Annotated in this window: 9 protein-coding genes; 3 read left to right on the top strand and 6 right to left on the bottom strand. The window is 39.2% G+C overall.

Features of this window, described 5'->3' with window-relative positions; genetic code table 11:
- Window positions 1–3 precede the first annotated feature (3 nt).
- Window positions 4–1137 (bottom strand): glycosyltransferase, encoded by a 1134-nt coding sequence (locus KRODI_RS10485; RefSeq protein ID WP_013751585.1) that lies wholly within the window; start codon window positions 1135–1137, stop codon window positions 4–6.
- 31 nt (window positions 1138–1168) lie between these two features.
- On the opposite strand from KRODI_RS10485, the gene KRODI_RS10480 reads away from it, so the two are divergent.
- On the top strand, window positions 1169–2248 hold the full coding sequence (locus tag KRODI_RS10480; RefSeq protein WP_013751584.1) for a glycosyltransferase: 1080 nt from the start codon (window positions 1169–1171) through the stop codon (window positions 2246–2248).
- Complete coding sequence (locus tag KRODI_RS10475) at window positions 2245–2637, top strand: sugar 3,4-ketoisomerase (protein ID WP_013751583.1); 393 nt, start codon at window positions 2245–2247, stop codon at window positions 2635–2637. Before KRODI_RS10480 ends, KRODI_RS10475 begins: the two co-directional genes overlap by 4 nt.
- On the opposite strand, the gene KRODI_RS10470 is transcribed toward KRODI_RS10475, so the two are convergent.
- The 5 genes from KRODI_RS10470 to folP all read right to left on the bottom strand — a co-directional run bounded on the left by KRODI_RS10470 (window position 2620) and on the right by folP (window position 13554).
- A complete protein-coding gene (locus KRODI_RS10470) occupies window positions 2620–3567 on the bottom strand; it encodes a glycosyltransferase family 2 protein (protein WP_013751582.1) in 948 nt (315 codons plus the stop codon). The genes KRODI_RS10475 and KRODI_RS10470 overlap by 18 nt on opposite strands.
- Window positions 3560–4441: a glycosyltransferase family 2 protein gene (locus tag KRODI_RS10465; protein ID WP_013751581.1), complete on the bottom strand. Its 882-nt coding sequence runs from the start codon at window positions 4439–4441 to the stop codon at window positions 3560–3562. The genes KRODI_RS10470 and KRODI_RS10465 overlap by 8 nt, the downstream gene beginning before the upstream one ends.
- 158 nt (window positions 4442–4599) lie before the next feature.
- Window positions 4600–5283, bottom strand: a complete 684-nt coding sequence (locus KRODI_RS10460) for a cell division ATP-binding protein FtsE (RefSeq protein WP_013751580.1) — start codon at window positions 5281–5283, stop codon at window positions 4600–4602.
- 165 nt (window positions 5284–5448) lie between these two features.
- A complete protein-coding gene (locus KRODI_RS10455; RefSeq protein ID WP_013751579.1) occupies window positions 5449–12594 on the bottom strand; it encodes a T9SS type B sorting domain-containing protein in 7146 nt (2381 codons plus the stop codon).
- A 135-nt stretch (window positions 12595–12729) separates the two neighbouring features.
- On the bottom strand, window positions 12730–13554 hold the full coding sequence (gene folP / locus KRODI_RS10450) for a dihydropteroate synthase (protein WP_013751578.1): 825 nt from the start codon (window positions 13552–13554) through the stop codon (window positions 12730–12732).
- Between the two features lie 292 nt (window positions 13555–13846).
- On the opposite strand from folP, the gene KRODI_RS10445 reads away from it, so the two are divergent.
- Window positions 13847–14386, top strand: coding sequence for a DUF1599 domain-containing protein (locus KRODI_RS10445; RefSeq protein ID WP_013751577.1), 540 nt, complete (start codon window positions 13847–13849; stop codon window positions 14384–14386).
- Window positions 14387–14393: the final 7 nt, after the last annotated feature.

Below are 14393 nucleotides of genomic sequence, written 5' to 3'. Positions count from 1 at the left end.
GAATTAATTATTCCAAGTGTCAATGTAAGTTTGTGCGACTTTCTTATAATTATGATGAGTTTCAATAAATAATCGAGCATTCCTTCTTATCTCCTCAATGGTTTCTGGATTTTCAATGAGTTTTTCTAGACTGCGCACTATTTGATCTACATCTGGCGTAGCATCTATGGCCACAGTTTCTAAAAGATTGTAATGCTCCTTAAAGTGACTGCCGGCGCCAGTAAATACTATTTTACCCTTTGCCATTGCTTCAAGTGCATTATAGCCTTGATCATGTGAGTAAATTTGATCTAGAATAATATGTGCGCTATTATACTTTTTAATGTAGGTTTTATAGGGTAAGCTTTCGGTGGTAATTATAGTAACTTTTGAAGCATATTTCTCTTTAATTATTGCAAGCGCATTTTCAAAAATATCATTTCCTTTCTTAAAATAGTTTGCGCGATTTATGCCATGAAAGATGATAATAGGATTTGTATTCTCCTGAGGTAAGCTCTTAATGGTATCTGTGTTTATGGGATTAGGAATCAAACCTATATATGCATCATAATCTTTGAGCGGTATGTGATAATCAAGATCTGTAGCAATCACGCCATCTATAAGCTCATATAATTCTTTATGCAGTTCCTTGTAATCAAGCTCGAGATACTTAAGAGCAGGGGCAAAAGATTTCTTATCTATCTTTTCTTCTTGAAACGGTGTTACTATAGTGTATGGAAGCTCCTCAGTAAATGCATGTGTGATACTTGGATAATCTGCACCGCAAGAGAGGAGGAATATTTTCTTATTGTGATTTTTTAAATACTGAGCTATTTCTAGTTCTAATGATGGTGTGGTGTCAAAACTAGATTCATTGATAAGTTGTACCACATCATAACCAGAAAGTTTTGGTTTTAAAAGATTGAATGACTTTCGTAGAGCGATCTCAGAAATATCAATGCTAGTTATTTTGAGAATAATGAGCTTAAGTTTTTTTCTCCATCCGCTAGTATAGCCTCTTTCAAGTCTAATATCTACAGGATAGTTTTTAAATCCATCGCCACTACCCACAATCGTTACTTCGTGTCCTAACTGTAAAAGTCCTTCTTTGAGCGAATTGTGAAGTCGGCTGTATTCGCCTACAAGTAAGATGCGCATTGACTATATTTGGTATTCAAAATTTCTTCTGTTGCCTAAAGATACTCATAAAAAAATTGCGCTAGTTACCATCTCATTGGCAGGTGGTGGAGCAGAGCGATCGCTGGGGATTTTATCTACTATGTTATCCAGACTAGGGCACTCGGTACATATCGTGACGTTAAGAGATGACATTAAAGTCCCATATGCTGGAACACTTTTTAATCTAGGTAGTTATAAATCAAATGATGATAATGTGCTAGATCAATGGAATCACTTAAGGCAACTTAGATCATATCTAATATCTCAAGGCTTTCATTTAATTATAGATAATAGATCGCGACCTTCCTTATTTAAAGAAATTTGGTATACACAATATGTGTATCGTAATTTAAATGTTTTATGCATGGTCAGAAGTGGTCACTTAGAAATGTACTTCCCTAAACCAGCTGCAATAACGAAATATATCTATAAAGATGCCTACTTTGTTGGAGTGTCAAAACGTATATGTAAGAAAATAAAAGAGCGCTATGGTTTTAAACACATTAGCAATATCTATAATGCAATACCGCGATTTTCAGAAATAAATGATACTCTAGCGCTTCCTTATGATTATGTATTAGGCTATGGCCGACTGGTGGATGATGTTAAGAATTTTAGTTTGATGATTTCAGCTTTCGCGAAAGCGAACTTAAAACTTCCCTTAGTAATTATGGGTGAAGGCATTGATAAGGAAAAATTATACAATCTTGCCAAAAAACTTAAAGTGACCGACAAGGTCTACTTTATAGGTTATCAAGAAAATCCATCATCTATTGTAGAAAAAGCTTTGTGTACACTCCTTACCAGTCATTATGAAGGTTTCCCAATGGTGCTTGTAGAGTCATTGTCACTAGGAACTCCAGTGATAAGCGTAGACTGCGAGTCTGGGCCTAGTGAAATAGTACAACACGGTCATAATGGATTATTAGTTCCTAATTATGAGATAGAGGCACTATCTGTAGCTATGCGTACGCTAGTTCTTGATGGACAATTTTTAGCACATTGTAAATCAAATGCCAAAGACAGTGTAGCACACTTGTCACAAGAACGGATTAGTAATGACTGGAATGCACTGATAAATTCCTTATGAAGAAAATTATAGAAATCCCAAGAATAACAGACCCACGAGGTAATCTTGCCGTTATAGAAAATGGTGTGTTTCCACATGATATTAAGCGAGTTTATTATTTACACGATGTGCCTAGTGGAGCCTATCGCGGCGGTCATGCACATAAAGAATGTGTAGAATTGCTCATTGCAGTAAGCGGTAGCTTTGAAGTGATACTCGATAATGGTACAACTAAAGAACGCGTAATGCTTAATAATCCTAGTGAAGGCTTATTGATTGATGTGAATATTTGGCGAGAACTTGAAAATTTTTCTTCAGGATCCGTCTGTCTGGTGCTTGCATCGCATGTTTATGATGAGGAAGATTATATACGCTCACACGATACTTTTCGACTACATATATGCACTTAAGTAAATACCATGTCGAATAAGAAATTGTTGAAGTTCTTTTAAAGTTATAACAATTGCTTTTGGCATTTTAAGAAGAAATTGCTGTCTAGTTGTTAGATTAATGGGGTTTATTTTTTTACTATTCTTCTTGAAGTTAAGTTGGTCTCCTGCTATTTTATAATGTATGGAAAGTGCGTATCGATTTATATCTAGATATTTTTTTAGGTTAGGCTTTTCATTTACTTGAGGCTCGTATTTATCTAAATCAAGAAAACTACGTTTTTTAGTCGTTGTATTTGAGATTCTGTTTTCACTATGTAAAATGTGAGTAGCAGTAACTTTATTACTGTATGCTATTCTGTATGCCAGCGCAAGTCGTATCCATAGATCTGTATCTTCACCTGCCCCAAAAGTAATGGATGTATCGAATCCATTAAGCTCATGAAAAATTTTCTTAGTAACAGCAACAGCAGAGGTCCAAGCTACTGCACCTTTAAGGCTCGCATGAAAATAATCATCTACATAACCTTGCCACCCTTGGGGTTTATCTCCCAACGGAGTTTTTATAGTACGTGTAAACGATAGAGAATACTGCTTTTGATAAGCAGCGCAATACAATGCAGCATCTGGAAATTTGGATGTAAGATTATCTAGCTCTTTAAGGTGATCAGGTTCCCACAGATCATCTGCATCCAGAAATGCGATATACGTGCCTTGTGCTTTACTTACTGCGTAATTACGAGCTGTGGAAACACCTTCGTTTTTTTTACTAAATATAGCGAATTTATGTTCACTATATCTATCGACAACATCCATACTACTATCGGTAGATCCATCATTTACAATAATTACTTCATAATCTGTAAACGTCTGGTTAATGATACTTTCGATGGTTTGAGCAATCGCTTTTTCTTTATTATATAGTGGTACGACTACCGAAAATTTAGGCATTTTCTTTAAGATTTAAATAGTGATGCAATCTGTACAGGTCAAAAAGCAATAAAGATGGATTCTCGCTCATTATTAATTTTTTTTCAACGTACTTCAAACTCTTACCTATAATAGCCCTAAAAAAAAGTATTCCTTTATACTTTTTAAGAGTAAGATAGCTTTTTTGTAAACGTGTGAAGTCATGGGCCATCATACCTTTATCTTCATAATATATGAGAGTCTCTATCGCTTGTAAAGACTTTTTTAAAAACACATCGTTCTTTTCTAAACCATGATGTATTACTGGATTATCTATGTGTTGGACATCATAACCTTGTTTAAGGATTTGATAAGAGAATATGTTATCCAGACCATATTTGTTTGAAGAAATAATATTGAGCTTTAAGAACGCTTCCTTTTTTACAAGTATATTTTGAGAAATAATAAAATAAGGAGTTTTACATCTTTTTTTGGCTAGTTGTGTTTCTCTTTGTGTTCCATATGTACTCCTAAGAGTGAAATCATCGTTATTATCTATAGCATATGATATACCACCATGAATAATATCATGGGATGAATTTAAATGCGAAACATAATTTTCAATAAAATTTATTGAAGGTAGTGCAACATCTGCATCTAGAAATAGTAGCCAACTATATGTTGCGTTATCAGCAAGTTTAGAACGGGTGGCAGTTCTACCTAAATTGGTAGCGTTTATTAGCCGTTTTACGTTAGTGTTTCCTAGAAGTTGTACGTTTTTTTCTATGTATAGATAAGATGCATCTTCACAGAAAATCACTTCAAAAGTAATTTTCACACGATGTGCTTGCTCACAGATAGACTGGGCAAGATCTGTGATGTCAGTATTATATGTAGGGATAAGTATAGAAAGCATTAAAGTAATGTCAATATACGCTAAATAGAAGTTTTAGTCATTTTACTAGCCAAAATCTATATGAAGTCTCACTCATTAATTTATATGAGGGAGACTTCATTATCCATCAAACACCAATTTATTGATGAATTGGATAATATATATGCTCAGAAAAGATTTTAAACTGTTTTCTGTACAACCTCAAAAACCTTATTGCCATCACACTTCAGTGTTTTAGATGGATATTTTAATAAGAGCGCATAGTCGTGAGTTGCCATTAGTATAGTGTTCCCATTCTTATTAATCTCTTGTAACACCTCCATGACTTCAACACTGGTTTGCGGGTCAAGATTTCCAGTAGGTTCATCTGCAAGGATAAGCTCGGGATCATTGAGTAAAGCGCGTGCAATAGCAATACGCTGTTGTTCTCCACCAGAAAGCTGATAAGGAAATTTAAATCCCTTGTTTTTCATGCCTACTTTATCAAGAACCGAATCTATTTTACTTGTCATAGCAGCCTTATCCTTCCATCCAGTTGCTTTTAAAACAAATTTTAAATTCTCGATAACGGTTCGGTCATTTAATAATTTAAAATCTTGAAAAACAACACCAAGTTTACGACGTAAAAAAGGGATATTCTTTTCCTTAAGTCCATTGAGATCAAACCCTACAATATTCCCTTTTCCCTCTGTGAGCGGTAAATCACCATAAAGCGTTTTCATGAAACTACTTTTTCCAGAGCCCGTTTTACCTATGAGATACACAAAGTCACCTGGTTCAATGGTAACATTAACTTCAGATAAAATTAAATTTTCTCGCTGATATATAGCAGCGTGTGAGAGTTCAAGAACAGGTGTAGACATAAATTTTATTATTACACTCAAAGTAACGGAATTTCGATGAAAGTGTTTTAAAGCTACTTCAAAAGTTTTATAATAAGTTGTGTAATCTCGCTTTCGCGAAAGCAACAAAAAAAAGCCTTCAGTAACACATACTGAAGGCTTTTTTGTGATCAATGTATGCTTTCCTTATCGCTTCAATGTAAAGTGACCATTAACCGTTCTCTGTGTGCCCTCCTCATCTACTTCTGTAAATTCTACTCGGAACCAATAATCACTTGAAGGCATAGGCTGTCCATTAAAGGTACCATCCCATCCAGCGCCCACTGGACTGATTTGCTTTAGGAGTTTTCCGTATCTATCAAAGATGAAGATCTTTGCGTTTAAGTTTGGTGCTACTCCCAGTCCTATGATATTCCATGTGTCGTGGAAACCATCTGCATTTGGCGTAAAGAATCGTGGGTAATCGATAATCCCTATCTCTACTTCTGACACGCTACAGTTACCACTCGCCAGTCTCCCAAAAACAATGTGTGTTCCTGGTGTTACTCCTGTAAAAGTAGTGCCGCTCTGGAACGGCCCATCATCTATCGCAAACTCATATTCTGAAGCTGCATCTGCTCCTGTAACATTAATTACTTCTACCGTGTATAATCCGCTATTGTTAAAAGAAGATTCTACTACGACCGCTTCAAAAACGGGAGCACTCTCTGCGCTATATACCGCTTCTGCCACATAATCACAGCTTGTACCATCTCCATAAGTAGCGGTAATCATTACTTGATACGTCCCTGCAGCATCAATAGTCACCTCAGGGTTTAGTGATACCAATGCGCCGTCACGTGTCCAAGCATAACTATAAGTAACCCCAATCTGCGGACTCTCCACCGTACCATCAATGATAAACGGATTAAGCGCTTCGCCTGTAATTTCATCTACACAAATCTGTCCGCCTTCATTAGTTAAGTTGGTGTATGGCAACGGTTGTACAAATATCTCAAAACTCTCTATCGTGCTACTCTCACAGCTACTTGCAGTGTTTACCGCTCTAGCATAAATCACCTGCGGATTTATGGTGTTTTCAAAAGCACTAGGAGTAGCAATCGCATTTGTCATCGCCTGCGCATCTGCAAGGCTAGTATAATAACTTACGGAAGTTGCGGCTACGTTTCCAGTGATGACAGCGTTTTGCTGAGTAAGATCAAAAGTTGCCGTACTCTGCTCTGGCGCGATATTTACTCCAAAATCGTCTGCACATTGCACGATATTATCTGCTGGGAATACTTCTGGACGTGATTCTACCGTAAAGATGATGCTGGTAAAATTCACACATCCTGTCGTCGCATTTTCTATACGTACAAATAATTCCTGATTATCTGCCACCGTATATGGCGAGCTAAGCGCTGCTGCATTTGCTGCCGCTTGCACCTCTAGTTCATGGTAAGTGATCATAAAATCACTGGTTACCTGCGGCGCAGCAAGTAATCCAGCCAAATCTGCGAGGGTTGTTAAATCGACACTTCCCATCGAGTCATCACCATCAAATTCTTCACAGAAGGTATAATCTACAGGTCCAGCTTCTGCCAAGATCGGTAGCGGGTTTACCACTACTTCAAAAGGAACAACTACAAAACATAGATTTCCGTCGCTATCCAAGTCACTATCGCCTGGCACATCACGTTCCACTCGTGCGTATAATGTTTGGTTGCCAGTCACGGTATTGATAAACGCAGTCACATCTGCAATGGCTAGCGTGGTGTCTTCTGGGTTCGCTTCCGCGAAAGCGAGCTCTGTATACACCGTTACATTCACAGGTTCAGCTCCAGCAATCTGCGCGATAGCAGGTGTTAAGTCAAAGACTTCAAAACCATCTGTTGCCGAACCTGAACCTGCATCAATCACTCCGTCACCATCTGTGTCAATATCTGTAGTCGTATCACACACTTCAAGCGCATCTGGGTTGGTATTTGGCGTTGGCAGTGGTAACACTTCAATATTAAAGGTCGTTCCATCACTACATCCTGCTGGGCTTGATACTACTGCCTGGATGGTCTGAGGATTTAAAACATTTGTATACGCCGAAGGATCTGCAATAGGAGTTCCTGCATTCAAAGCTGCAAGACTCTCATAATACGTCACCGTAAGCAGCGGATCACCACCAGTGAGACTGGCTTGGTTTACGCTTAAGTCAAATACGGTAAAAGTATCTGTATCATCATCACAAATCATCAGGTCTAGCTCATCACCATTCGGATTTGCCGTAGGTGGTGTCTCAACTGATATCTCAAAAGAACCAATGGCAGCACATATATTTGGAGAGCCGTCACTTACTTGTAATCTTACCCAGATAGTTTCTAGTGGTGTTATCTGTGTTGCTGTATAAGCGGTAGGGTTTACAATTGGATTGATTCCTAAATCGGCATCTGCTTGTGTATTATGGTAGGTAATGACAAGGGTTGCTGGATCTTGCGTTCCTATAATCGCAGCCTCATTTTGAGTAAGGTCAATAACCTCCATTAAATCATTGTTATCATCACATGCTGCAAGGGTTGCTAGTGTTGCTGGAAGCTCTGGAATAGGGAATACAATAAGTTCAAACTCATAGATCTTCGTACAACTTGTGGCTGTGGTAGCATCCGTGTCTTGTGCAACGACATACAGCGAAGTCATTCCTGAAATGTTATTATAAGGAACCGTAATATCTATCTGACCTGCTCCTGTATCTGCCGATGCATTATCTAAGGTCTCATAAAAACGTAAGGCTACATTCGTTACTGTTGCTAGTAAGTCGTCATTATATTGCTGCAGGTCAAATGCTCCAAAGCCATCATTATCTTCATCACAAGCTACTGCCGCTGGTAATGGCTCTCCAATGACTGGCAGTGGATTCACCTGAAGGTCTACCGTAGTTTGAGCACCACACATTCCTGCCTGATCACTTGTAACTAAAATGAAAATGGTCTGCGGACTCATGCCTGTATTTATATAGGCTGTTGGGGTCATGATAGCATTGGTTGCCCCAGCATCTAAGTCGGCTTGCGACTCATAATAGCTAACACTTAAAGTGGTGTCTCCTCCAGTAATTAAAGTATCAAGGCTCGTTAAATCAAAACTTGTAATCCCATCAGTATCGTTGCCTACCAGTGCTCCTGCGCTATCGCACTGCTCAAAAACTCCAGGAGGTGTGATTACTGGAATCATCGCTATGTTTAGATTGAAAGTGCCAACGACCGTACATCCTGTAGTTGTATTTTCTAGACGCACCCAGATTGGCGTGGTTGGCGCACTTGCTAAATAGTTCAGCGGATCGGCAACTGGCATATCACTTGCACTTCCTACTACCGCTTCTGCGCTAGCAAGGGTTTCATGATAGGTAAGGGTAACATCAGCAGTGGTTTGTGTTCCTAGAACAATTGCATCGTTTTGAGTAAGATCAAAAAGCGCTTGTCCATCTTCATTATCATCGCAAGAGGTTAAATCTGGGATTACTGTAGGAAGTACAGGTGCTGGTTGTACGGTAAGTACTAGTTCGATAACACGGTAACACTGGGTTGCTGTTGCTGGGTCCGTATCGGTTGCTCGTACGTATATTGTTCTAGATACAGTCTCATAAGCTGCAGGAGTTGCTATCGATGGACTACCCAATTCCGCGGAAGCGAGTGTCTCATGAAAAGTGAGTGACATAAACGTCTCTCCATTGATAATATCTGCAGTTACTTGACCTGTAAGATCAAATACTGCGTCTCCATCATTATCTACATCTCCATCGTTTGCCATGGTATCACATTCTTCTACCGCTGCAATAGTGGTAGGTGATGGTAATGGGTTTACCACTAACGTAAGGGTGGTGGTTTCAAAACAGCTAGTTACGATATTCTCTACTCTAGCAAAAATAGTTTGGTTGGCCATCACGGTATTTTGATATACATCCGGAAGTGCTGGCGCACCTGCATCGGCATCACCTTGGGTAAGGTGATAGCTCACTGCCCAGTCATCATTACCTCCAGTAATCTCATCATCACGGCTACGAAGATCAAAACTTGCAAACTCATCGGTATCACTACCGCTCTCTAGATCATCACAAAGCTCATATTCGGCAGCTTGCACCGGAGTAGGAAGCGGATTTACAACAAGAGAAAGGGTCGCTATGTTACTACAAAAAGTAGCTGTGGTCGTTGGTTGCGCCGTATCTGTCACCACTGCAAAAACAGTTGCCGTATTGCTGGTGTAAGCGCTAGGAGTTGCGATGGCAGGAGTTCCAGCTTCCGCGGAAGCGAGAGAAGAAAACCATTCCACACTATGAGTTGCAGGATCTAAACTTCCTAAAATATTTACTACCTGTGTACTTAAATCAAAAATCTGTAGTCCGTCGCTATTATCGTCACAAAGCGTAAAAGGAGTTGGGTTTTCATTAGGCATCGGTCTGTTAAGTACTCTCAGCGTAAGTGGTGTCGTGTCATAACAACCTATCGCATTAAACACACGAGCAAAAATGATTTGCTCAAAAGGGTCGTTGTTGATATACATTGCTGCGTCCAGCTCTTGACCTACAGGCGCATTATCTGCATCTGCCTGGGTAAGGTAGTAGGCAACATTTAAACTAGGGTCACCACCAGTGATTTCGGCATCTCTAGAAGAAAGTACAAAAAAGTCAAATACACCATCATTATCATCATCACAAGCCTCATAATCGGCTGGAGTGACAGCCACAGGCACTGGGAAGCTACGGATGCTCATACTCGTCGTTGAAAAACAACCTGTTATATTATTAGTCACACGTACCCCTACAATCTGAGGATTGCTCGTGGTGGTAAACATCGTGCTATCTGGAATACTTGCATCGCCAGTAGTAGCGCCAGCAGCGTCCAAGTGATAGGTTACCGTGAGATTTGCATTAAAACCACTAGTGATTTCGGCATCTTTTTGAGAAAGATCAACCGTGGTAAATCCATCTACTACACCATCATCATCACACACTTGAAGCTCTGATGGCGTAATTGCCACAGGATTCTGATTCACAATAATCTCAAAGTTCATTGCTGTATCAAACGTCGTACACGTGCTGCTTGTACTTCTTAGACTATAGAAAATAGTCTGCGGGTTACTACTATTTGAAAAAGAGGCAGGACTTGCAATCGCTACTGGAGGTGTAGCCGTATAAGCTGCAATGCTCTCATAAAAAGTAACTTCTAGATCTGCATCTCCACCAGTAATTTCTGCTATACGCTGCGTTAAATCAAAAGTAGCAGCATTGGCTACAGCAGAACAGGTTTCAATACTACTGATGCTTGGTAGGAATGTTGGGTTGGGGGTGACGGTGAGTCTCACATGCTCTCCAAGACCTATACATCCACTATCTGTAGCTGCCTCTACACGAACCCAAATGTCTTGAACACCGCCAGCACTTGTAAATAGTGGGTTGTTGCTATAAGCAGCAATATCCGTAATAGGATTAATCTCAGATAAAGCCTCTTGTTCTGTTTCATAATAAGCAACAGATACTACCTGTGGTGAGAACGATGTCATTATCGCGGTGGTAGCAGCAGAGAAATCAAATACAACGATACCATCACCATCAGTATCACACTCAATCTCATCTGCAAAGAGCGTTCCATCTGAAATTTGAGAAGCACTCACAATCACATTAATAACGCCTTCTCGTGAACATCCATCTAGATTTGTAACTGTTACAGCAATAGCCTCTGTAAAAGGAGAAGCACTATTTACATAAGCCGTTGGATCAGTTATAGGTGCGCCAGAAGCGTCTACGTATGTAAAAGTCTCATTAGCTGAGTTTGTACTTAATTCACTCTGTGACTGTGTTAAGTTTAAAGTCGTAACACCATTTGTATCATCATCACACTGACGTAAGGTTACTGGTGTGGTAAGCACCGGAAGGGCGTTTACTCTTAGATTGACAGGTGTTATTGAGAAACAACCAGTAAATGCAGTGTTTTCAACTCTAGCAAAAATAGTGTCGTTATTAGGGCTGGATGTATTTGTATAAGCTGCAGGAAGTGAGTTTGTATTACTGGATGCCTCTGTCCCATTAACATGATAACTCACTTCAAATTGTACAGGGTCAAGTCCATTTAGAACTTGGCTGTCTAATGTTGAGAGATTGAACGTTGCCACCCCATTAGTATCATCTCCATCTATATTATCATCACAAATCTCATAGGTAGCTGGCATTGTTGCAACAGGTAATGCAACAACCTCAATGTTAAATGAAGTCGTACTTGCACAAGCAGGCAAGCCATTGTTTTCTACACGAACAAAAATCTCATCACTTACAGAATTATATGATGAAGTGCCTGTTAAAGCTCCTGTACCTGTATCTGCGTCTGATTGACTTAAGTGAAAGGTTATTGAAAAATCTGTGGCATTCTGTCCATTTAAAATATCAGAATTCTGAGTATCTAAATTAAAATTTGCAAAACCATCTGCATCTGTATCACACTCAAAAATATCATTTGGTGCTGTTGCTACTGGAACTGTAAAAAATGTAACGACAACCTCGTCTGTTCCTGTATCACCAGCAGTATCTGTAATAGTAACTTGATATTCACCACTAGCAGTTACATCAAGCATCGCTGTGGTAACTTGAGCTCCACCACCATCTAAAACAGGCATAAAACCTGCTCCAGTATCGACAGCCCATGCATAACTCGCTGCTTCGGTACTTGTGGCATCTAGTGTAACAGTCGTTCCCTCACAAGCATCTTGATCTGCTCCTAATGACGCGTTGACAATAGAACAATCTGTACTCCCAGCCCCCGTCGTAGCTGGATCATTGGTTTGCTCTATAAAAATTTCAGCTTGCTGACCAGAAAAATTAGTCACCATAAAAACATAGATGTCCCCCTCTTGTGCATTAGAGATACTTGGAGTCTCTACAGCTGCTCCTGAAAAACTACAATCCTCGATATTTGCACCAGTTAATTGATCAAAAACATCTGTATCAGGAAAGGGTCCCCAAATAATAAAGTCTACATCAAGACCAGTTCCTATGGGTGTTCCGTCATCATCTATTGATGTATTCTGAGTTATTTGAAAATCTAAATCGCCGTCTTGACCTATCTGCAAAAAATACCAAGTAGGAAAAGGCTGACTACCTAAACAACCATAATTAGGTCCAGGTTGAGCATCTGTTGTACAAGACGAATCTGTGCTACCTGTAAAACAAGCATCAAAAGGCGTTGAAAAAACTGGATCATTCGTACAAAAAGGAACTGCTTCCTGAAATGTCGAACCTCCTGCCGATGTCTGGGCAAAAAGCGACGTATTTATAAAAGAAAAAGCTATTAGAATTAAAGCTACACGTAGGATTCTCATTATGGGATTATTTAAGAAGCGAAAAATAGCGTTTTTTTGCTAAAATCTCGTTAAAGAAGCCTCGATTTGTTAAGAACTATTAACAATAAAATCCCCCACTAGCAATGCCTGCAGTAGCTAAATAATCAGATTAAATTATGACAAACATGCACCACAGAGGGTAACCACTTGCATAGCTTCTTTTACATCATGAACTCTCAATATATGAGCGCCTTTATTAATGGCGATTGTATTTAATATTGTGGTCCCATTAAGTGCCTTATCTGGTGATGTCTCAAGAGTCTTATAGATCATAGATTTGCGGGAAACTCCTGCAAGAATAGGGAGGCCTAACTGTTTGAAGATTGCCAACTTATTAAGTAACTCAAAACTCTGACTTGATGTTTTTGCAAAACCAAATCCTGGATCTACAATAACATCATTTATTTTATGTGCTCTTGCGAGAGCAACTCGCTTACTAAAATAATGCAATACTTCCTTGGAAACATCATCATACACCGCAAGTTCCTTCATAGTCTGAGGAGTACCTCGCATATGCATCATTATATAAGGAACACCCAGCTCCCCTACTGTAGGCATCATTTCATCATCTAACTGCCCAGCACTGATATCATTAATTAATGCTGCTCCCGCTGCTATGGCTTTTTTTGCTACGCTTGCCCGAAAGGTGTCTACAGAGATTATAATCTCAGGAAATGATGTAACCAGTTGTTCTATCACTGGAATCAATCTTAACTCCTCCTCCTCTACCGAAATATTAATAGCTCCTGGTCGAGAACTGTAAGCTCCTACGTCAATAAATGTGGCGCCATCATCAAGCATTGTTCTTACTTGGTCAATAGCAGCTTCCATATCTTTATACCTACCACCATCATAAAAACTATCTGGAGTAAGGTTTAGTATTCCCATCACCTTAGGCTTTGAGAGATCTATTAGCTTTCCTTTACAGTTTATTTTCATGGATGATTATTTATAAATACTTGGTTTTTATTCATTGATAGTTTTACTTCTTTAGCAGCTACTTTTAATCACACACCATCCCTACTCCATAGCCCCGATTGTAGTGAAAATCCCACAGCTGGCTGGTGCAACCGCCGCGAGGAATTGCAACAGAAAGCGGGATACTGCTTCAAAAATACATCATAAACGCTGTGCTTCAAAAGGATAATAGTGAGCATTATTTTCTAAGGCGCAACTCATTTCTTATATTGAAGATTTTAACCGAAATTTACCAAAAATCAAACAACACAGTATGCCCGACACTTCTGCCCAATATGATGCGGTAATCACACAATGTAGAGACCTTTTTATTAAAAAAATGAATGACTATGGGAGTGCATGGCGCATATTGAGGCTTCCTTCTCTCACCGATCAAATTTTTATAAAAGCACAGCGCATACGCGGTTTACAGCAAAACGATGTGCAAAAAGTGGATGAAGGGCAGCAATCTGAATTTATAGGGATCATAAATTACTGTGCAATGGCGCTGGTGAATCTTGAGCGCGGCGTGGTAGAACAACCAGACATGCAACTTGAGGAGGCCACTCGTGCCTACGATAAGAAAATAAAACTCACAAAACAGTTAATGATGGATAAAAATCACGACTATGGTGAGGCATGGCGTGATATGCGAGTGAGCAGCCTTACAGATTTGATTCTCCAGAAATTATTACGTGTGAAGCAAATAGAAGATAACAAGGGAAAAACGCTAGTTTCTGAAGGTATTGATGCAAACTACCAAGACATGATTAATTATGCTGTTTTTGCAATGATTCACTTAGGTGAAGCATAAGAATTAG

Source organism: Dokdonia sp. 4H-3-7-5 (assembly GCF_000212355.1).
GTDB lineage: Bacteria > Bacteroidota > Bacteroidia > Flavobacteriales > Flavobacteriaceae > Dokdonia.
Note: the sequence above shows the minus strand (reverse complement) of the source record. Positions and strands in the feature narration are given on the sequence as shown.

Excerpts from the sequence above, each read along its gene's own strand:
- KRODI_RS10485 (WP_013751585.1), bottom strand. The coding sequence starts at position 1,137 with ATGCGCATCTTACTTGTAGGCGAATACAGCCGACTTCACAATTCGCTC.
- KRODI_RS10475 (WP_013751583.1), top strand. The coding sequence starts at position 2,245 with ATGAAGAAAATTATAGAAATCCCAAGAATAACAGACCCACGAGGTAAT.
- KRODI_RS10470 (WP_013751582.1), bottom strand. The coding sequence starts at position 3,567 with ATGCCTAAATTTTCGGTAGTCGTACCACTATATAATAAAGAAAAAGCG.
- KRODI_RS10465 (WP_013751581.1), bottom strand. The coding sequence starts at position 4,441 with ATGCTTTCTATACTTATCCCTACATATAATACTGACATCACAGATCTT.
- KRODI_RS10460 (WP_013751580.1), bottom strand. The coding sequence starts at position 5,283 with ATGTCTACACCTGTTCTTGAACTCTCACACGCTGCTATATATCAGCGA.
- KRODI_RS10455 (WP_013751579.1), bottom strand. The coding sequence starts at position 12,594 with ATGAGAATCCTACGTGTAGCTTTAATTCTAATAGCTTTTTCTTTTATA.
- folP (WP_013751578.1), bottom strand. The coding sequence starts at position 13,554 with ATGAAAATAAACTGTAAAGGAAAGCTAATAGATCTCTCAAAGCCTAAG.
- KRODI_RS10445 (WP_013751577.1), top strand. The coding sequence starts at position 13,847 with ATGCCCGACACTTCTGCCCAATATGATGCGGTAATCACACAATGTAGA.